We start from the raw sequence: 18,642 nt of genomic DNA, 5'->3' as shown, positions 1-18,642 counted from the left end.
GGTAGGAGGGCCGTGAACACAGCCGAGACGCAGGTGCTGCTTTTCGACGGTGCCGCGGCGCCGGCTCCCCTGGCCGGGCTGCCGGCGACCAGGATCGGTGCTCCCGAGGAGGTCGACGCGGTGCTCGACGGGCCGGGCCGGCTGGTCGTGGTGGGCACCGACGCGGCGTTGGCGACGGTGCTGTCGCGACTCCTGCGCGCCGACCGGCTCGACATCGAGGTCGCTCATGTCACCTCGCGACGCGGTGCCCGGCGGGCGCTGTCCGGGCGGGCCCGCGAAGTGCCGCTCATCCGCGACGAGACCGGAACGGTGCTGGTGGGTTCGGCGACCTGGCGCGGCGCCGACGGCGAGCTGTACGGGGAGGCCGTCGTCGATGACACCGTGCTGTTCGACGGGCGGGTGCGCGGCGTGCGGGTGGAACCGTTGCCGGAGCTGCCCGGGTTGCGGGCGCGGGTGACCGGCCGGCTGCGTCGGCGTTGGGTGGTCGGGCGTGCCGCGCAGCTGGGCTCGACCGGTGCTCTGGTGGTGCGCGACGGGGTGCCTGCGCCGCGGCGGGTGCGTCGGTTCGCCTTCTATCGGCATATCCGGGGCTGGCGGCAGGTCCGCTGACCGCTGCCTGACCGAGCCGGTAGCTTGCAGGACGTGAACATCCGCTCGATGCATCCCCAGGCGGTTCGTCCCAGCCCGATCTTCCTGGGTCTGATCGCGGTGACCGCGCTCGGCGGGGTGTTGGCCTGGCTGGCCGGGGTGGAGGTCGGCCCGCTGGCCTACGCCGGGGTGTTCGTCTTCGTCATCGCCGGATGGCTGGTGTCGCTGTGCCTGCACGAATTCGGTCACGCTTACACGGCGTGGCGCTTCGGCGATCGCGATGTGGAGGCCCGCGGGTATCTGACGTTGAACCCGCTGCGCTACAGCCATCCGCTGCTGTCGCTGGGGTTGCCGATGCTGTTCGTCGCACTCGGCGGCATCGGGTTGCCCGGCGGCGCGGTCTACGTGAACACCGGCTTCATGACACCCAACCGGCGGTCGCTGGTCTCGTTGGCCGGGCCCGCCGCCAACGTGGTGCTCGCGGTGGTGCTGCTGGTGGCGGTCCGCGTCCTGTCCGACCCCGCGCACGCGGTGTTCTGGGCCGGGGTGGCCTTCCTGGCGCTGCTGCAGTTGACCGCGGTGGTGCTGAACCTGCTGCCGGTGCCCGGCCTGGACGGCTACGGCGCGCTCGAGCCGCACCTGAGCCCGGAGACCCGGGCCTCGCTGGCGCCGGCCAAACAGTGGGGGATCTTGATCCTGGTGGTGCTGCTCATCGCCCCGGGACTCAACCGGATCTTCTTCGGGTTGGTCTACACCCTCTTCGAGCTCTCCGGGGTGAAAGCCGGGCTGGCCGGCGCGGGGGCGTCGCTGACGTTGTTCTGGAACGCGCTGTTCTGAATCCGGTGCCGCGAGCGGCGCGATTCGGCGACGGCATGGCCCCGATCTTCGCTCCGCCACGCATTGCACGCGGATGACCGATTCCGCGCGTGCCTACGATGGCTCAACTATGGACCGCCGCGTGCCCAGGATGATCGTCGCGTTGGCGATCCTCGCGGTGTTCTTCGTCATCGAATTGACCGCGGCGATCTGGATCAATTCGATCGCGCTGCTCGCCGACGCCGGCCACATGCTGACCGACCTGGCCGCACTGTTCATGGGGACCGTCGCGGTAGTGCTCGCCCGGCGGGGTTCGACCTCACCGGCCCGCACCTACGGCTGGCATCGCGCGGAGGTGTTCACCGCGGTGATCAACGCGGTGTTGCTGATCGGTGTTGCCGCATTCATCTTCACCGAGGCGGTCCGGCGTATCGGTCACGCACCCGAGGTGCCCGGCGTACCGATGATCGTGGTGGCCTGCGCCGGACTTGTCGCCAACCTCGTGGTGATGGCGCTTCTGCACGCCCACAGCACCACCAGCCTGGCCGTCAAGGGCGCCTACCTCGAGGTGCTCGCCGACACCGTCGGCTCCGTCGGCGTGCTGATCGCCGGACTGGTCACCGTCACCACCGGATGGCCGTACGCCGATGTCGTCGTCGCCGTGCTGGTGGCGCTGTGGGTGCTGCCGCGGGCCCTGATGCTGGCCGGGACGGCGCTGCGGATCCTCTCGGAATCCTCCCCCGGCCACATCGACGTACCCGCCCTGCGGGCTGGCCTCGCCGCACTCGACGGGGTACTCGGCGTCCACGATCTGCACGTGTGGACCCTGGTGCCCGGCCAGGACATGGTGACCGCGCACCTGACCGCGGAGACCGATCCGGCGCTGGTGCTCGCCGACGCCCGCCGGTTGCTGGCCGCGCAGGGCCTCGACCACATCACCATCCAGGTGGAACCACCCGGCATGCACTGTCCGGCGGCCGAGGACCCGGTCCTCTAGAGCCCGCCCTTAGAGCCCGAAATGCGACCGCGCCTGCGGGTCGCAGTCGTCGAGCAGGTCGAGGCAGCGTTGGTTCTCGTCGGTCTCACCGATCGTGTCGGCGGCGCGCGCCAGCACGGCGACACACCGCAGGAATCCACGGTTCGGTTCGTGCTCGTAGGGCACCGGGCCGTGCCCCCGCCAGCCGTGCCGGCGCAGTTGGTCGAGCCCGCGGTGATAGCCGGTTCGGGCGTAGGCGTAGGCGGTGATCACCTTGTCCTCGGCGAGGGCCGTCTCGGCCAGCACCGCCCAGACCGCCGATGCTGCCGGATGCGCCGCCGCGACGATGGCAGGATGCTCCTTGGCGGCCAGCCGGTCCTCGACCTCGGGATCGGCAGGCAGCAGGATCGGATCCGGACGCAACAGGTCACCAGTGAGTCCCATGACATCCATTCTGCCGTGCCGTGTGCGGGCCGTAAGCTGCTAGTAGGTTTTGACGGAGGGACAGCACCACTATGGCGAACCCATCAGGGTCTGATCACGACGCGGACGCCTCGATCGGCTCGGAGACCACTGACCCGGTCGACCCGGTGGCTGCCGATGACGCCAACACCGATCGCGTCGCCATGGACCCGCCGACGGAGGTGCTCGGCAGCAGCGACGGCGGCGCCCAGCCGGAGCGCCGATTCACCGCGCCCGGCTTCGATGCCGGCGCCACCCAGGTCATCCCGCCGCAGGACGACCCGGCCACCGAGGTGTTCCAGCCCCAGCAGGGCTCCAAGGCGGTTCCGCAGGCCATCCCGCCGCGCACCGGCGGCGGCCTGTCCGGCCGCATCCAGAACAGTTGGGGCTGGGTATTGGCGGTGACGCTGATCGTCCTGGCGCTCGCTGCGATCGCGGTGCTGGGCACCGTTCTGCTCACCCGCGACACCACGTCGGCGGCATCCCAGGAGGAGATGGTGCGCAGCACCATCAGCGAGTTCGACGATGCGATGCAGAAGGGCGATCTGACCACGCTGCGCAGCATCACCTGCGGCACCACCCGCGACACCTACGTCAACTACGACGACGCCAAATGGGCGACTCTGCACGACAAGGTGAAGCGGGCACACCGCTACCCGATGGTCGGCAGCATCGACGAGGTGGTGATCAACGGCGAGCACGCCGAAGCCAACGTCACCGCCTACATGGCCTACGCGCCGACGGAACGCTCCACCCGCAGCTTCGACCTGCAGTTCCGTGACGACAAGTGGAAGATCTGCCAAGCCCCGGTGGGCTGAGTCGGCGCCCCACTTCCCCGCGCGTCGCCTCACCCCTCGCGAGCCCCGCCCGCGCCGCCCCGCCTCGCATCGCCCCGCCTCGCCTCGCCCGCGCCGCCTCGCCCCGCGAGACTGAAGCTATGCAGCGGAAGTGCGAGTGGACCCCTGCACGATTTCACTCTCGCGCATGGCGCGTCGCAGAGGTCTTGAAGAGGTCGTGGAGAACGCCACCCCACGAACACGCCGCGGCCCGCCGGCCGGATCGCCGACGGGCCGCGGGGTCGTTGCCGAGTGACCGACCGTTTACGCCGTCAGCGACTTACCCGCACAGTGCAGGTCGTTGCAGGCCTCGATGACCCGCTCGGTCATCGACGCCTCGGACTTCTTCAGGTAGCTGCGCGGGTCGTAGACCTTCTTGTTACCCACGTCGCCGTCGACCTTGAGCACGCCGTCGTAGTTGGTGAACATGTGCGTCGCGATCGGCCGGGTGAACGCGTACTGGGTGTCGGTGTCGACGTTCATCTTCACCACGCCGTAGCGCAGCGCGTCCTCGATCTCCGACTTCAGCGACCCCGACCCACCGTGGAAGACGTAGTTGAACGGCTTCGAGCCCTCGGGCAGGCCGAGCTTGGCGGCGGCCACCTTCTGCCCCTCGTCGAGGATCTCCGGGCGCAGCTTGACGTTGCCCGGTTTGTACACCCCGTGCACGTTGCCGAACGTCGCCGCGAGCAGGTACGGGCCGTGCTCGCCGACGCCGAGGGCGTCGACGGTCTTCTCGAAGTCCTCCGGGGAGGTGTAGAGCTTCTCGTTGATCTCGTGCGCGACGCCGTCTTCTTCACCGCCGACCACGCCGATCTCGATCTCCAGGATGATCTTGGCCGCGGCCGCGTCGTTGAGCAGGCCCGTCGCGATCTGCAGGTTCTCGTCGATCGGCACCGCCGAGCCGTCCCACATGTGCGACTGGAACAGCGGGTTGCGACCGGCCTTCACCCGCTCCAGGGACAGGGCGAGCAGCGGCTTGACGAAACCGTCCAACTTGTCCTTGGGGCAGTGGTCGGTGTGCAACGCCACGGTGATCGGGTACTTCTCGGCGATCACGTGGGCGAACTCGGCGAGCGCCACCGCCCCGGTCACCATGTCCTTGACCCCGAGGCCGGACCCGAACTCAGCCCCACCGGTCGAGAACTGGATGATGCCGTCGCTGCCGGCGTCGGCGAATCCCTTGATCGCGGCGTTGATGGTCTCCGACGAGGTGCAGTTGATGGCGGGGAACGCGTACGAGTTCTCCTTGGCCCGGGTCAGCATCTCGTTGTAGATCTCGGGAGTGGCGATGGGCATGAAAACGTCCTCCTGGGCGAATCGAACGGTCGTGCGGGTGCAGACTGTGTCCTCCCAGTATCCCCAAGTCCTCCCGGTATCCCCAACCCGCACTACCCGCAGGCACCGGTATGTTGTGCGTCATGAGCACCGTTGCGGTCGCGATGCCGCACATCTTGGACCCGATGTACTGGATCGGGGCGGGCGGAGTGTTCGAGCACGCGGTGCTTCCGGCGATGCTGATCATCGTCTTCATCGAGACCGGTCTGCTGTTCCCGCTGCTGCCCGGTGAGTCGCTGCTGGTCACCGGTGGCCTGCTCGCCGCAAGCCCGGACATGAACCTCGACATCCGGGTCATGGCGCCGGCCGTGGCCATCGTCGCGGTGCTCGGCGACCAGACCGGCTACTTCATCGGCCGCAAGATCGGCCCCGCGCTGTTCAGCCGGGAAGACTCCCGATTCTTCAAGAAGCACCACGTCACCGAATCGCACGCGTTCTTCGAGAAGTACGGCCCGGTGGCGATCATCCTGGCGCGGTTCGTGCCGTTCGCCCGGACGTTCGTCCCGGTGATCGCCGGGGTGTCCTACATGCGCTACCCGGTCTACCTGGGCTTCGACATCGTCGGCGGCATTCTCTGGGGCGCCGGGATGACCCTGACCGGCTACTTCCTGGGCACCCGCGTGCCCGGCATCACCGACCACCTCGAGTTGATCATCGTCGGCATCCTGTTCGTCTCACTGCTGCCCGCGATCTACTCGGTGACCCGCGCCTACCTGGCCCGCCGCCGCGCCGCAGCCGCCGGCACCGAGGCGGAGGTCACCGACCCCGCATCCACGCCCTGACGAGTCAGTCCCGCGCGGAGTGCCCCGCGGCGGTGACCGCGTAGGCCGCCTCCATCAACATCCAGCCGCCGAGCTGCACCGACAGGTCCCGCTCCGGGATCGTCGATTCGTTGACCGCGCCCTCGACCGATCGGGCGTCCTCCCCCTCGTCGCGCGGTAGGTCGGCGTTGCGGTCCCAAAACGGGCCGAAGATCGGCAGCCCGTCCGCCTGCTGGCGGTAATCCCACGCCGACTTCGCCGACGACAACACCAGCTTGGCCGCGGTGTCGCGGGCGGCGCGGTCGGCCTCGTCGTCGCCGGGCAGCGTCGTGGCCACCAGGGCCAGATAGCGGGCGGTGATCCCGCCGAACAGGCCGCCGTCGCCGCCGCCACCGCCCTTGAGGACGCCGCCGGGTGCCATCTCCGCTGCCACCGCGGCCACCAGCCGGTGCACGCGGGCGGCGTGGCGCGGCTCTCCGGTGCGCACGGCCAACTCGGTCTCCAACCCGAGGACCACGCCCTGGCAGTAGGTGTACTGCGCGCGCACCAGCGAGCCGGCCTTGATGCCGTCGAAAACCAGCCCGGTGTCCGGGTCGATCAGAGTCGCATCGATCCAATCGGCCATCTGCACCGCGCGACGCAGCCGGTCCCCGTAGCGGGCCAGGAAGATACCCGCCGGTCCGTTGGCCGGTGCGTTGAAGAACTGGTCCTGCTTGCGCCACGGGATGCCGCCGCCGTCCTCGGGAACCCACGAGTTGACGAACTGCCCGGTGAGCCGGTCCAGACTGCGGGGGTGACCGGTCCCGAGCACCCGGTCGGCCCGCTCGATGGCCAGCGCCAGCCAGGCCATGTCGTCGTAGTACTGGTTGACGACGCCGGGGTTGCGCAGCCGGTGGGCGCGGATGACGCCCTTGATCTGCACCTCGCGTTCGGGCTGCGGATCACGCAACTGCGCATCGACCAGGCAGTCCAGCAGGTGCGCCTGCCACCAGTAATGCCAAGTGTGCAGGAAGAAGCGCTGTTTGCGTGACGCCGGCCAGGCCACCACGCCCAGCCGGGTGCCCGGCAGACCCCAGAGTTTTCGCACGTTCCGTCGGATGATCGCGGTTTCGGCGCTGCCCGCGCGGTTGGCCCACTGCTGATCCATGGCCACTGATCCTGCCTTACCAGGCTCGGTCCATGTCAGCGTGCTGGGTGATCCAGGTGTGCATGGCGATCCCGGCGGCGACCGCGACGTTGATCGACCGCGTCGAGCCGAACTGGGCGATCGACACCGTCAGCGCTGCTCCGGCGGTGACCTCGGCGGACAGACCCGGGCCTTCCTGCCCGAAGACCAGCAGGGTGTTCCGCGGCAACGGCGTTCGCTCCAACCGGGCGGCCCCGGGAACGTTGTCGACGGCGACGACGGTGAGATCCGCATCGGCGGCGAACTCCAGCAGCTGCGCGGTGCTGTCGTGGTGGGCGAGCCGCTGGTAGCGGTCGGTGACCATGGCGCCACGCCGGTTCCAGCGGCGCCGACCGACGATGTGCACGGTGTGCACCGCGAAGGCGTTGGCGGCCCGCACCACACCGCCGATGTTGGCGTCCTGGCCGAAGTTCTCGATCGCGATGTGCAACGGGTGGCGACGGGTGTCGATGTCGGCGACGATCGCTTCCCGGCTCCAGTACCGGTAGGCGTCGACGACGTTGCGGGTGTCGCCGTCGCGCAGCAGTTCGGGATCGTAGCGCGGGTCAGCCGGCGGGATACCCGGCCACGGGCCGACACCGGTCGCCGGCGGCCCCCACTCGGTGGGCCCGGGTTCAGACACGATCCACCCACACCGCGGCGTGGGTGCCGATGACCGACACCGTGGCGTACAGCAGCGCCGCGGTCAGGTTGCCCTGGGTGCACAACGACACCGCGACCCGCGCCGCCCCCAGGGAGGCGTCGGGCAACACCAGCGCCGATTGGCCGTAGACGTCGCAGGCCGGGTTGGCCCATGGCCCCGGTGTCCACGGCCCGACCACCAGCATCAGCGGTCCACCGCGTTCCTGCGACTGCTGCCGGTAGCGATCGGCCGGCGCCTCGGCGACCAGCCCGAGCAGCATGTGGCCGTCGCCTTCGAATGCGGTGGGATCGCCCAGCGCGGGTGGGCCGATCGGAATGCCGTCGGCGCGCCACGCCTCCACGCTCGCGGTCGACACGTCCAGTCCGGTGTCGTCCGGTCCGGTCGGCGCCAGCCCGACCGGGAACGCCGCCGGGTAGGCGACCGTGGTCCCGGGCATCCGGTCGGCCGGCGAGTACACGTAGATCCCCCGCACCGCCGCGCGGTCCTTCATCGGCCCCAGACAGATGGTGCCGGACAGCAAGTCGCCCTGGGACTGCAGCGGCTGCGAGGTCGCGCCCACCGCTGAAGCGCAGCTACCGATCCCGTCGGCCTCCACCGGATGCGCCAGCGCACCGTAGAGCCCAAAGCGCAGATCCTCGGGGGCACCGCGGTTCTCGTCACCGTCGACCGGATGCGCCGTGACGTCGACGAGCACGTGATCGGCGCCCCATCGCAGGTCCGAAAGCGTCATGTCCCAGCCCAGCACAGTGAGTTCCTGCCCCATCCGAGCAGCCTCAGCACCGTACGGTGCTTGCACCCCATCGGTTTTCGAGCACCCGGACGCCACCATGACGACAGCGGTGAGCACCGCGATCACGGCGCGCATTCAGCCTCGCAGTTCGCTCGTCACGCCAGCCCCAGATCAGCCAGTCCCAGGACACTGCGGTACGGCACACCGTCGGCTTCGATCGCCTCGGCAGCCCCGGTGGCACGGTCGACCACCGTGACGACACCTGCCACGCGGGCACCCGCCTCACGGACCGCGCGCACCGCCGTCAACGCCGAGCCGCCCGTGGTCGAGGTGTCCTCGACCACGAGCACAGACTGCCCGTTGACGTCGGCGCCTTCGATCAGACGTTGCATGCCATGGGCTTTCACCGATTTGCGGACCACGAAGGCGTCGATGGGGCGCCCGGGTGCGTGCAGCACCGCGGTCGCGACGGGGTCGGCCCCCAGGGTCAGGCCGCCTACGGCGGCGTAGTCCCAGTCGGCGGTGAGTTCACGCACCAGCCGCCCGATCAGCGGAGCGGCGCGATGGTGCAGCGTGGCGCGGCGCAGGTCGACGTAATAGTCGGCCTCCTTGCCGGAGGACAGCGTCACCCGGCCGTGCACCACGGCCAGAGTGCGCACCAGCTCGGCCAACTCCGCCTTGTCCGCCGCGGTCAGTTCAGGTTCGGTCACGGCCCCGCCCGATCACATTGGTCAACGTCCGCACCAGTCCACGCGGCACCAGACGACCCGCGGTGGTCAGCACCTTGTACTGCAGGCCGGGCACCGAGATCACCTTGCCTGCGGCGACGTCGGCCAGGCTGGCGTCGACCACGTCGTCGACGGACAGCCACATCAAACCGGGAATCGACGCCATGTCGATGCCGGCCCGCGAGTGGAATTCGGTGCGTACGAAGCCCGGGCAGATCGCGTGCACCGAGACGCCGGTACCCGACAGCCCGCCGGCCAGCCCTTCCGAGAACGAGACGACCCACGCCTTGGACGCCGAGTAGGTCGAACCGCGTCCGGACAGCAGCCCGGCGACGCTCGCGATGTTGATCACGGTGCCGCGGCCGGCGGCGACCATCGCGGACAGCGCGGCGCGGGTCAACTGCATCACCGCGGTGACGTTGACATCGAGTTGGGCCTGGAGCAGCGCCGGGTCGGCGGTCCAGAACTCTCCCGAGGTGCCGAACCCGGCGTTGTTGACCAGCACCCGCACGCCGGCGGCGCAGCGCTCGGCGACCCGGGCGCGGTCGTCCGCTTCGGCGAGGTCGGCAGGCAGGATCTCCACCCCGGTGACCGGCCGCAGTTCGGCAGCCAGTGCCTCAAGGCGTTCGACGTCCCGGGCGACGAGCACCAGGTCGTGGCCGTCGGCCGCGAGGCGGCGCGCGTAGCCGGCTCCCAGCCCGGACGTCGGCCCGGTGATCAGGGCGACAGGGCGGCCCATCAACGCTGCAGGGGCGGGGCCTGACGGACGCTGCTGCGGTTGGAGCGGGCCGGTTCGCGATGCGACTCCGCCCGGTCCTGACGGCCCGCGACCGGCTCGCGGCGTGATTCCGCCCGGTCCTGACGACCCGTGGCCGGGGCCAACGGCCGGCTCGGTGCGGCGACGCGACGCTGGCCGGCCTGCGGCAGCGCCGCCTGGCTCTGCGGCGGCAACACCCGCAGCAGGTCGTTGAACTGCCGCACGGTGCGCAGGCCCTCGTCCCACTGGGCGCGGGTGGCCGACAGCGGCATGCTGATCAGGGTCCAGTTCGGCTCGTTCCACATGATCTCGACGCAGTCCGGCGCGGTGTGGGCGAAGGTCACCATCCGCCGGTCACAGGCCCGTCGCGCCGCGTCGAGGTTGGTGGAGTAGACCATCCGCGGCCCGATCGCACCGAGCAGCCAGGTGTCGGCCTCCCTCGGCTCCTTGAGCCCCTTGAGTCGCATGTCGATGACGACGTTGGTGCCCACCTTGCGGTGCAGTGCGATCACCGTGGCGACCTCGTCGAGGTCGAAGATGTAGACGGCTTCCCCGCGGATCTGGCCCAGCACCACGTTGCGTGCGGTGACGTCACCGACGGTCGACATGATGCCGCGCTTCCAGCGGTCGATGATGTCGGTGGCGACCGGTTCGTAGTCGAAGCCCTGCGAGCGCGCCCAGGACCTGCGGCGACGACCGCGACCGCGTTGCCGGTCGATGTCGGTGTACAGCAGCACCGCCGCACCCACGAAACAGAGCGCAGACAGCGTGAACCAAAGCGGGACCATCCCGACAATCTTACTTGCTCACCCGGGTGTTCACAGAATCCGAGCAGGTCACAACCGGGTATCGCGGCGGTGACGATGGTCACTCCGGGCACACCGAACCCGGGTGTTCGCCACTGAGACGTTCACCCGGGCCCGGTTGGTGGCCCGGCCGGTCAGCCCAGGACCAGCCCCTCCCCGTCGACCGCGACGTTGACCGGGACGGTGTCGCCGTCGTGGATCTGTCCGGCCAGCAGCATCTTGGCCAGCTCGTCGCCGATCGCGTGCTGGATGAGCCGGCGCAGCGGCCGGGCGCCGTAGACCGCGTCGAAACCGCGCTCGGCGAGCCACTGCTTGGCCGGCTGCGAGACCTCGAGGTGCAGGCGGCGCTGGGCGAGCCGCTTGCCCAGCTGGGCGAGCTGGATGTCGACGATGTGGACCAGTTCGTCGGGGTTGAGCGCCTCGAAGATCAGCACGTCGTCGAGCCGGTTGATGAACTCCGGCTTGAACGTGGCGCGCACCGCGGCCATCACCTGATCGTCGTCGCCGCCGGCCCCCAGGTTGGAGGTCAGGATCAGGATCGTGTTGCGGAAGTCGACGGTACGGCCCTGCCCATCGGTGAGACGGCCCTCGTCGAGCACCTGCAGCAGCACATCGAAGACGTCCGGGTGGGCCTTCTCCACCTCGTCGAAGAGCACCACCGTGTAGGGGCGACGGCGCACCGCCTCGGTGAGCTGGCCGCCCTGGTCGTAGCCGACGTAGCCGGGTGGCGCGCCGACCAGCCGGGCCACCGAGTGCTTCTCCCCGTACTCGCTCATGTCGATGCGGACCATGGCGCGCTCGTCATCGAAGAGGAAGTCGGCCAGCGCCTTGGCCAGCTCGGTCTTGCCGACACCGGTCGGCCCGAGGAACAGGAACGCCCCGGTGGGCCGGTTGGGGTCGGCGACCCCGGCCCGGGCACGACGCACCGCGTCGGAGACCGCGACCACCGGCTTCTTCTGGCCGACGACCCGTTTGGCCAGTTCGTCTTCCATCCGCAGCAACTTGGCGGTCTCCCCCTCCAGCAACCGGCCGGCCGGGATGCCGGTCCAGGCGCTGACCACGTCGGCGATGTCGTCGGGGCCGACCTCCTCCTTGAGCATCACGTTCTCCCGGGCCTGCGCGCTGGGCAGGGCGGCGTCGAGTTTCTTCTCCACCTCCGGGATGCGCCCGTAGCGAAGTTCAGCGGCCTTGGCCAGGTCGCCGTCACGTTCGGCGCGGTCGGATTCCCCGCGCAGCGAGTCCAGTTGCTCGGTGAGGTCGCGGACGATGTCGATGGCGTGCTTCTCGTTCTGCCATTTGGCGGTGAGCTCGGCCAGCTTCTCCTTGTGGTCGGCGAGTTCGGCGCGCAGCTTCTCCAACCGGTCCTTGGAGGCGTCGTCCTCCTCCTTGGCCAGCGCCATCTCCTCGATCTCCAGCCGGCGGACCAGCCGCTCCACCTCGTCGATCTCCACCGGGCGGGAGTCGATCTCCATCCGCAACCGCGACGCGGCTTCGTCGACGAGGTCGATGGCCTTGTCCGGGAGGAACCGGGAGGTGATGTAGCGGTCGGACAGGGTCGCGGCCGCCACCAGCGCCGAGTCGGTGATGCGGACCCCGTGGTGGACCTCATAACGGTCCTTGAGCCCGCGCAGGATCCCGATGGTGTCCTCGGCGGACGGCTCCCCGACGTACACCTGCTGGAACCGGCGTTCCAGCGCGGCATCTTTCTCGATGTACTTGCGGTACTCCTCGAGCGTGGTGGCGCCGACCAGTCGCAGCTCACCGCGGGCCAGCATCGGCTTGATCATGTTGCCCGCGTCCATCGCCCCCTCGCCGGTGGCGCCGGCACCGACGATCGTGTGCAACTCGTCGATGAACGTGATCACTTCGCCGGCGGAGTTCTTGATGTCGTCGAGCACCGCCTTGAGCCGCTCCTCGAACTCGCCGCGATACTTCGCGCCGGCCACCATCGATCCGAGGTCCAGGGCGATGACGGATTTGCCCCGCAGGCTCTCCGGGACGTCGCCGGCCACCACCCGCTGGGCCAGGCCCTCGACGATGGCGGTCTTGCCGACGCCGGGTTCACCGATGAGCACCGGGTTGTTCTTGGTGCGCCGGCTCAGCACCTGCACCACGCGGCGGATCTCGGTGTCGCGGCCGATGACCGGGTCGAGCTTGCCCTCCCGGGCGCGGGCGGTCAGGTCGGTGGAGTACTTCTCCAACGCCTGGTAGGTCGCTTCGGGGTCGGCGCTGGTGACCCGGGCGCTGCCGCGCACCTTCACGAACGCCTCACGCAGTGCGTCCGGGGTGGCGCCGCGACCGCTGAGCAGGGCGGCGATCTCGGAGTCGCCGGTGGCCAGCCCGACCATCAGGTGTTCGGTCGAGACGTACTCGTCGTCCATCTCGGTGGCCAGTTGCTGGGCGACGGTGATCGCGGCCAGCGCCTCACGGGACAGTTGTGGCTGCGCGCTGGCGCTGGTGACCTGGGGCGCCAGGTCGACGAGCCGCTGCGCTTCGGAACGGATCGGCGCCGGGTCGACGCCGACGGCCTCGAGCAGCGGCGCGGCGATGCCGTCGTTCTGGGTCAGCAGGGCCAGCAGCAGGTGCGCCGGCCGGATCTCGGGGTTTCCTGCGGTGGTCGCCGCCTGCAGCGCGGCGGTGAGCGCCGCCTGGGTTTTGGTGGTCGGGTTGAACGAGTCCACGGGTTCTCCTTCGGAGTCGAGTCGTTGAGCTGGGTAAAAGCAAAGTCACGTACTTCAACGCCGCCGAGGTTGAGTCTGTTCCGCTCAAGGCTGACAGATTTGTCGTCTGCGGGGTGGGCTACCCCAAATCTGCCCGATAACGACGGCCACGACAGCCGAACCGGGGCAATCGACCGTGCGCCGGCTCGACTCAGCTGCCGTCGAGTTGCCGGATCAGCCGGTGGATCCGCGCGCTGCGCACCAGCAGCGGGTCGGCCACCACCCCGAGGACGCCGCGGAGCACCGCAACGCCAGCCCAGGCCCGCGGACGAAACGTGTGCGAACTGCGGTTTTGCACCGCGTCGGCGACCGCCCTCGCGGCCTGCGCCGGGCTGATGCGCCGATTCAACGGCCACGGCAGCAGTGCGCCCACCTGCGCGCCCAGCGGGTGGTCGTCCAGCGTGGTGCGGGTCATCGCGGTGTGCACGATGCCGAAATAGGTGGTGCCGACGCTGACCCGGTACGGCGCGCACTCCAACCGCAGCGCGCGGGCCAGCTGCTCGACCCCGGCCTTGCTGATCATGTAGGCCGCCCCGCCGGGGCCCGGCAGGAACGCCGCTCCCGAGCTGATCACCTCGATGTGCCCGCCGACGGCGGTCACCGGTTCGAGGCCGGCCCGCACCGTGTTGTAGACGCCGCGCAGATTGACGTCGAGCACCCGGTTGAATGCCGCGTCGTCGCCGCCGCGCACCGTGGCCGGCGCCGGGGCGATGCCGGCGTTGGCGACCAGATAGTCCAGCCGGCCGAACGTGCCGACGGTCTCGGCGACGGCGTGGCGCAGTGCCGCCGGGTCGGTCACGTCGGCGACGACGGCCAGCGCCTGCGACCGGGGCAGGTCGGCCACCGCCGCACGCAGCCGGTCCTCGGCGCGGTCGAGCAGCGCCACCGACACCCCCCGCCGGCACAGTTCGGCGGCGACGGCCTGCCCGATCCCCTGGCCTGCGCCGGTGACCAGGGCGACCTTCCCGCGCATGTCGTGTGCGCTCATACTCCGACCTCCGAGCCGGCCGCGACGCGGGCGACGAAATCGTCGGCCCCTAGCCGGGCCATGCGCGCCTTGAAGCTTCGCACGAACCCGGGCCAGAAGGTGAAATTGCGCCCGTCGGGCCCCAGGTAATAGCTGGCACAGCCGCCGGTGTTCCACACCGAGCCGGCCAGCACCGAGTCGACGTCGGCGACGAAGCGCCGCTGGACATCGCTGCGGACCTCCACGCTGGCCAGGCCACGGCGGGCCATCAGGTCGAGGGCCGCCAGCAGGTAGTCGACCTGGGCTTCGATCGTGACGACCTGGGAGGTGTAGACCACCGAGTTGGGGCCGAGGATGAAAAAGAAGTTGGGGAACCCGGCGACCGTGGTCCCCAGGTGCGCGGTCATCCCCTCGCGGGTCCAGGTGTCGGCCAGGCTGCGGCCGGTGCGCCCGTGGATGCGGGCGGCACCCTCGTTGTCGACCAGGTCGAATCCGGTGGCCAGCACGATCGCGTCCAGGTCGTGGTGGCGTCCGTCGGCGATCGCGATTCCCGAGGCGGTGACACGTCGGATCGGCGTGGTTTCGACGACGGTGTTGGCAGCGGCCAACGCCGGGAAATAGGTGTTGGAGAAGGTGGGCCGTTTGCAGCCGAACGCATACCGTGGGGTCAGCTTCGCCCGCAGGGCGGGGTCGGCCACCTGCCGGCGAAGCTGCCAGCGCCCCACCGCCGCGGCGGGTTTGAGCAGCGCCGGTGCGTACACCAGGCCCGGCACCAGCGCCTCCTGGGCCAGCCCGGTCAGCTCGCGCAGCGCGCGCAGCAGGATCGGCCAGCGGGCGAACCGCTGTTGCATGCGGGCACCGACCGGGCGGTCGGGGTGCGGCATGATCCAGGTCGGGGTGCGCTGGAAAACCACCAATCGCCGCACGTCGGGTTGCAGCTGCGGGATGATCTGCACCCCCGAGGCGCCGGTGCCGATCACCGCCACCCGCCGGCCGGCCAGCTCGACGCCGTGGTCCCACCGCGCCGAATGCAGCACCGGCCCGGCGAAGTCGTCCAAGCCGTCGATGTCGGGGGTGTGCGGCTGGCTGAACGGGCCCATCGCCGCCACCAGGATCGACACCGTGTATCGCTGACCGGCGGTGGTGCGGAGCTGCCAGCGCTGATCGGTGTCACACCAGCTGGCCTCGGCGATATCGTGGCCGAACCGCAGGTGCGCGGCGATCCCGAACCGGCGCACGCAGTCCTGCAGGTAGGTCTTGATCTCGGCCTGGCGTGGATACAACCGCGACCAGCGCGGGTTGGGCGCGAACGAGAACGAGTACAGCGCCGAGGGGATGTCGCACTGCGCCCCCGGGTAGGTGTTGACGTGCCAGGTGCCGCCGACGTCGGCAAGGCGCTCGAAGACGACGAAGTCGGTGTCGCCGCGCTGTTTGAGCCGGATCGCCGCTCCCAGCCCGCCGAACCCGGCGCCGATGATGCCGACCCGGAAGTGCGGGACGGCGGCGTCGTCCCGGCTCATCCCAGCCGCAGCGCGCTGCGCACGTTGTGGACCAGCCGCGGAACGCGGGAGGCCCCCATCAGCAGCTTGAACACCAGACTGTCGTCGCCGGGCAGCACCCCGGACGACTGGGTGGCGTCGAGCAGGTCGAACAGCGTCTCCCCGAAGTACATCAACCCGTCTTTGTTGAAGTGGTAACGGTCCACCGCGGTGCACTGCACGAAGGTGCCGACCCCGTGCATGGTCGGCGCGGACTCGTCGTAGGGGTAGAAGCGCAGCGACCCGCTGAAGTGGCCGCTGCCGATGTAGCGGACGACGACACGGGCCTCCCCCTCGGGGGTCATGTCGAAGTAGATCTGCCCGGGCAGCGGGTCGTAGCGCCAGTCCGGGATGGCGTTGAGGAAGGCGAAGTTGTACCGCTCGAACTCCTCGAGCCCGACGATGATCCGTCCGAACGTGGTCGGGTCCTTGTAGCGCAGGTCGGGAGTGTAGAGCTCGTGGTTGAGCGACATGTCCCGCATCAGCCAGCTCCACCAGTATTTCTTGCCCCACTCCTCGAAGAAGGCGACGTCGATGCCGTGCTCGGCGTAGAAGGCGATCTTCTTTTCCAGGTCGACGAACCATTGTTCGGTCATCGCGTTGAGTTCGGGTTCGGTGAGCACCTTCACCTGACCGCCGGCGCGGTTACCTGGCAGGTATTCCGGCAGCGGCTGACGCAGTCGCGGCTGAACGATGGCTTCCCGGAACTTGGCTTCGTCGAACATCCCACTCCTCCACTCGCCGACCCCTATCGGAATCAGCTGATTCCCGATTCCTTTGTGATCGTGGCATGGTCGCGAACTAGAATCAAGTGATTCCTTGATTGCGGCGGGAGGGTTGCGGATGGATGCGACGACGGCGGGCCCGCCCCGCCGATGGCGCGGTCAGACCCACGGCGACCGAGCCGAGCAGCGCAGGCGCCGGCTCATGGCGGCCGGCTACGAATTGCTCGGCGACGAGGGCGCCGCCGGTGTCGCCATGCGCGCGGTGTGCCGGCGCGCCGGGCTGAGTCCGCGCTATTTCTACGAGAGCTTCCCCGACACCGACGCGCTGACGATCGCCGTCTACGACGCCTGCAACGCCGATCTCGCCACCGCGATCGCTGACGCCGCAACTGGCCGCCCCGGTACGGATACGGCGGTGGCCGCCGCGGTCGATGCCGCGGCCACCTACTTCCAGACCGATCCCCGCCGGGTCCGCATCCTGCTGCGCGAACCGTTGTCCAACCCGGTGCTGGGCGCGCACCGCGCCGACATCCTGCCCGGTCTGCTGAGCCGCCTGGTCGCGCAGGCCGGTCTTGGCGGCGCGCGGGAGCCGTCGACCGTGGCGGCCCTCGACGCGACCGCGCTGTCGGGTGCGCTGGCCGCGCTCGTGTTGGATTGGACCGACGGACGCCTCGCCGTCGGCCGCGACGAACTGGTGGGCTACGCGACCAGCCTGGTGCTCTCCGGCCTGACCCACCGTCCCGCCCCGGGCGGATGACAGTCCGTCGCCTCCGTCCGACTCCAGCGCGCAGACGCGGGCGCGGGTCGCCCGGTCCGCGCCTCATCGACCGGTTGCCGTCCCCGCTCACCGGGCCCGGGATCTGAGCCACGCAATTAGACTCGGACTCCGTGGGCTTCGATGACCGGGATGCGTTGCAGCTGCTGCGCGATGCCTTCGCCGAATCCGGCACCGACGCCCCCGTCCACCAGTTCTTCATCCGCTGGTTCGCCACCGATCCGCCGGTCCGCGACATGTTCCCACCCGAGATGGCCGGTCAGCGCGCCCTGTTCGCCCGGGCACTGCACTGGGTGTTCGGCGAACTCATCGCCCGCCGGTCCCGCGAGCCGGTGGCATTCCTGGCTCAGCTCGGCCGGGACCACCGCAAATACGGGGTGACCTCCGCTCACTACGACACGATGCGCGATGCACTGCACCACGCTCTGCGCAGCCACTACTCCGCCGGCTGGACCCCGGTTCTGGAGGCCACGACGGCACAGTCGCTCAAGCTGATCACCGGCGTGATGCGTGGGGCCGCCGAGGCCGACACGGGTCCGGCGCGATGGGAAGGCTCAGTCGTCGAGGTGCACCGCGTCTCCCGCGACCTGGTGGTGGTGCGGTTACGACTGGACCGCCCGATGTACTACCACCCGGGCCAATACGTGAAGGTCGAAGTGCCCCAGTGCCCGCGCCGGTGGCGCTACCTGTCCCCCGCGATCCCTGCCGACGACTCCGGCGGCATCGAGTTCCACATCCGTGCCGTACCGGGCGGATTGGTCAGCACCGCCGTCGTCGAGGAGACCCGCCCCGGCGACCGGTGGCGCATCTCCAGCCCGCACGGCGGCCTGCATGTCGACCGCGACGGCGGCGACGTGTTGATGGTTGCCGGCAGCACCGGGCTGGCACCGCTGCGCGCGTTGATCATGGACCTGGCCCGCTGGGCGGAGAACCCGCGGGTCCATCTGTTCTTCGGGGCGCGCTATCCCTGCGAACTCTACGACCTGCCGACGCTGTGGCAGATCGCCGCGCACAACCCGTGGCTGTCGGTCTCCCCGGTCAGCGAATACAACAGCAATCCGCCGTGGGCCTCCGACTTCCCCGACCCGACCCCGCCGCGCGGGCTGCACGTACGGCAGGCCGGGCGGCTGCCCGAGGTCGTCAGCCGTTACGGCGGGTGGGGCGACCGACAGATCCTGGTCTGCGGCGGCCCGCAGATGGTCCGCACCGCGGTCGCCGCTCTGGTCGCCAAGGGCGCACCGGCACAACGCATTCAACACGATCCACTGTCAAGCTGACCTCCCGGCCCGG

General features: G+C 69.8%; 19 protein-coding genes. 7 read left to right on the top strand and 12 right to left on the bottom strand.

Annotation, left to right across the window (positions count from 1 at the left end; translation table 11 throughout):
* The first annotated feature begins 12 nt into the window (after window positions 1-12).
* The 3 genes from AWC30_RS04625 to AWC30_RS04615 all read left to right on the top strand — a co-directional run bounded on the left by AWC30_RS04625 (window position 13) and on the right by AWC30_RS04615 (window position 2,401).
* On the top strand, window positions 13-609 hold the full coding sequence (locus AWC30_RS04625) for a peptidase M50 (protein WP_085109033.1): 597 nt from the start codon (window positions 13-15) through the stop codon (window positions 607-609).
* 48 nt (window positions 610-657) lie between these two features.
* A complete protein-coding gene (locus AWC30_RS04620; RefSeq protein ID WP_234807949.1) occupies window positions 658-1,425 on the top strand; it encodes a site-2 protease family protein in 768 nt (255 codons plus the stop codon).
* Between the two features lie 109 nt (window positions 1,426-1,534).
* Entirely contained in the window at window positions 1,535-2,401 is an 867-nt protein-coding gene (locus AWC30_RS04615) for a cation diffusion facilitator family transporter (protein ID WP_109561926.1), read from the top strand.
* Between the two features lie 9 nt (window positions 2,402-2,410).
* On the opposite strand, the gene AWC30_RS04610 is transcribed toward AWC30_RS04615, so the two are convergent.
* A complete protein-coding gene (locus AWC30_RS04610) occupies window positions 2,411-2,824 on the bottom strand; it encodes a DUF3151 domain-containing protein (protein ID WP_085109030.1) in 414 nt (137 codons plus the stop codon).
* 71 nt (window positions 2,825-2,895) lie between these two features.
* Here AWC30_RS04610 and AWC30_RS04605 point away from each other — a divergent pair, with 71 nt between their 5' ends.
* The gene (locus AWC30_RS04605; RefSeq protein WP_085109029.1) at window positions 2,896-3,660 is read left to right on the top strand and encodes an Rv0361 family membrane protein; all 765 of its coding nucleotides are present in this window, start codon (window positions 2,896-2,898) and stop codon (window positions 3,658-3,660) included.
* 282 nt (window positions 3,661-3,942) lie between these two features.
* On the opposite strand, the gene fbaA is transcribed toward AWC30_RS04605, so the two are convergent.
* Window positions 3,943-4,977, bottom strand: coding sequence for a class II fructose-bisphosphate aldolase (fbaA, locus tag AWC30_RS04600; RefSeq protein ID WP_085109028.1), 1,035 nt, complete (start codon window positions 4,975-4,977; stop codon window positions 3,943-3,945).
* A gap of 122 nt (window positions 4,978-5,099) precedes the next feature.
* On the opposite strand from fbaA, the gene AWC30_RS04595 reads away from it, so the two are divergent.
* On the top strand, window positions 5,100-5,798 hold the full coding sequence (locus AWC30_RS04595) for a DedA family protein (RefSeq protein WP_085109027.1): 699 nt from the start codon (window positions 5,100-5,102) through the stop codon (window positions 5,796-5,798).
* A 4-nt stretch (window positions 5,799-5,802) separates the two neighbouring features.
* On the opposite strand, the gene AWC30_RS04590 is transcribed toward AWC30_RS04595, so the two are convergent.
* The 10 genes from AWC30_RS04590 to AWC30_RS04545 form a co-directional block, all read right to left on the bottom strand.
* Complete coding sequence (locus AWC30_RS04590; RefSeq protein ID WP_085109026.1) at window positions 5,803-6,924, bottom strand: glycoside hydrolase family 76 protein; 1,122 nt, start codon at window positions 6,922-6,924, stop codon at window positions 5,803-5,805.
* A 16-nt stretch (window positions 6,925-6,940) separates the two neighbouring features.
* Complete coding sequence (locus AWC30_RS04585; protein WP_085109025.1) at window positions 6,941-7,585, bottom strand: TrmH family RNA methyltransferase; 645 nt, start codon at window positions 7,583-7,585, stop codon at window positions 6,941-6,943.
* Complete coding sequence (locus tag AWC30_RS04580) at window positions 7,578-8,471, bottom strand: hypothetical protein (RefSeq protein ID WP_085109024.1); 894 nt, start codon at window positions 8,469-8,471, stop codon at window positions 7,578-7,580. Before AWC30_RS04580 ends, AWC30_RS04585 begins: the two co-directional genes overlap by 8 nt.
* Before the next feature lie 20 nt (window positions 8,472-8,491).
* On the bottom strand, window positions 8,492-9,046 hold the full coding sequence (pyrE, locus tag AWC30_RS04575; RefSeq protein ID WP_085109023.1) for an orotate phosphoribosyltransferase: 555 nt from the start codon (window positions 9,044-9,046) through the stop codon (window positions 8,492-8,494).
* Entirely contained in the window at window positions 9,033-9,803 is a 771-nt protein-coding gene (locus AWC30_RS04570; RefSeq protein WP_085109022.1) for an SDR family NAD(P)-dependent oxidoreductase, read from the bottom strand. Before AWC30_RS04570 ends, pyrE begins: the two co-directional genes overlap by 14 nt.
* The gene (gene ttfA / locus AWC30_RS04565) at window positions 9,803-10,609 is read right to left on the bottom strand and encodes a trehalose monomycolate transport factor TtfA (RefSeq protein ID WP_085109021.1); all 807 of its coding nucleotides are present in this window, start codon (window positions 10,607-10,609) and stop codon (window positions 9,803-9,805) included. Before ttfA ends, AWC30_RS04570 begins: the two co-directional genes overlap by 1 nt.
* Window positions 10,610-10,761: 152 nt before the next feature.
* Window positions 10,762-13,308, bottom strand: coding sequence for an ATP-dependent chaperone ClpB (gene clpB, locus AWC30_RS04560; RefSeq protein WP_085109020.1), 2,547 nt, complete (start codon window positions 13,306-13,308; stop codon window positions 10,762-10,764).
* Between the two features lie 190 nt (window positions 13,309-13,498).
* Window positions 13,499-14,335, bottom strand: coding sequence for a short-chain dehydrogenase/reductase (locus AWC30_RS04555; RefSeq protein WP_085109019.1), 837 nt, complete (start codon window positions 14,333-14,335; stop codon window positions 13,499-13,501).
* Window positions 14,332-15,834, bottom strand: coding sequence for a flavin-containing monooxygenase (locus tag AWC30_RS04550; RefSeq protein WP_085109018.1), 1,503 nt, complete (start codon window positions 15,832-15,834; stop codon window positions 14,332-14,334). The genes AWC30_RS04555 and AWC30_RS04550 overlap by 4 nt, the downstream gene beginning before the upstream one ends.
* Window positions 15,831-16,577: a nuclear transport factor 2 family protein gene (locus AWC30_RS04545; RefSeq protein WP_085109017.1), complete on the bottom strand. Its 747-nt coding sequence runs from the start codon at window positions 16,575-16,577 to the stop codon at window positions 15,831-15,833. Before AWC30_RS04545 ends, AWC30_RS04550 begins: the two co-directional genes overlap by 4 nt.
* Window positions 16,578-16,695: 118 nt before the next feature.
* On the opposite strand from AWC30_RS04545, the gene AWC30_RS04540 reads away from it, so the two are divergent.
* Both AWC30_RS04540 and AWC30_RS04535 read left to right on the top strand, forming a co-directional pair.
* Window positions 16,696-17,334: a TetR/AcrR family transcriptional regulator gene (locus AWC30_RS04540; RefSeq protein WP_085109016.1), complete on the top strand. Its 639-nt coding sequence runs from the start codon at window positions 16,696-16,698 to the stop codon at window positions 17,332-17,334.
* Between the two features lie 131 nt (window positions 17,335-17,465).
* Window positions 17,466-18,629: an FAD-binding oxidoreductase gene (locus tag AWC30_RS04535; RefSeq protein WP_085109015.1), complete on the top strand. Its 1,164-nt coding sequence runs from the start codon at window positions 17,466-17,468 to the stop codon at window positions 18,627-18,629.
* Window positions 18,630-18,642: the final 13 nt, after the last annotated feature.

Source organism: Mycolicibacillus trivialis, from assembly GCF_002102395.1.
Lineage (GTDB): Bacteria > Actinomycetota > Actinomycetes > Mycobacteriales > Mycobacteriaceae > Mycobacterium > Mycobacterium triviale.
The sequence above is the reverse complement of the archived record's forward strand: the minus strand, read 5'-3'. Positions and strand labels throughout refer to the sequence as shown.

Excerpts from the sequence above, each read along its gene's own strand:
- AWC30_RS04620 (WP_234807949.1), top strand. The coding sequence starts at position 658 with ATGCATCCCCAGGCGGTTCGTCCCAGCCCGATCTTCCTGGGTCTGATC.
- AWC30_RS04615 (WP_109561926.1), top strand. The coding sequence starts at position 1,535 with ATGGACCGCCGCGTGCCCAGGATGATCGTCGCGTTGGCGATCCTCGCG.
- AWC30_RS04580 (WP_085109024.1), bottom strand. The coding sequence starts at position 8,471 with ATGCGCGCCGTGATCGCGGTGCTCACCGCTGTCGTCATGGTGGCGTCC.
- AWC30_RS04605 (WP_085109029.1), top strand. The coding sequence starts at position 2,896 with ATGGCGAACCCATCAGGGTCTGATCACGACGCGGACGCCTCGATCGGC.
- AWC30_RS04590 (WP_085109026.1), bottom strand. The coding sequence starts at position 6,924 with ATGGATCAGCAGTGGGCCAACCGCGCGGGCAGCGCCGAAACCGCGATC.
- AWC30_RS04545 (WP_085109017.1), bottom strand. The coding sequence starts at position 16,577 with ATGTTCGACGAAGCCAAGTTCCGGGAAGCCATCGTTCAGCCGCGACTG.
- fbaA (WP_085109028.1), bottom strand. The coding sequence starts at position 4,977 with ATGCCCATCGCCACTCCCGAGATCTACAACGAGATGCTGACCCGGGCC.
- AWC30_RS04555 (WP_085109019.1), bottom strand. The coding sequence starts at position 14,335 with ATGAGCGCACACGACATGCGCGGGAAGGTCGCCCTGGTCACCGGCGCA.
- AWC30_RS04610 (WP_085109030.1), bottom strand. The coding sequence starts at position 2,824 with ATGGGACTCACTGGTGACCTGTTGCGTCCGGATCCGATCCTGCTGCCT.
- AWC30_RS04570 (WP_085109022.1), bottom strand. The coding sequence starts at position 9,803 with ATGGGCCGCCCTGTCGCCCTGATCACCGGGCCGACGTCCGGGCTGGGA.
- AWC30_RS04540 (WP_085109016.1), top strand. The coding sequence starts at position 16,696 with ATGGATGCGACGACGGCGGGCCCGCCCCGCCGATGGCGCGGTCAGACC.
- ttfA (WP_085109021.1), bottom strand. The coding sequence starts at position 10,609 with ATGGTCCCGCTTTGGTTCACGCTGTCTGCGCTCTGTTTCGTGGGTGCG.
- AWC30_RS04550 (WP_085109018.1), bottom strand. The coding sequence starts at position 15,834 with ATGAGCCGGGACGACGCCGCCGTCCCGCACTTCCGGGTCGGCATCATC.
- AWC30_RS04595 (WP_085109027.1), top strand. The coding sequence starts at position 5,100 with ATGAGCACCGTTGCGGTCGCGATGCCGCACATCTTGGACCCGATGTAC.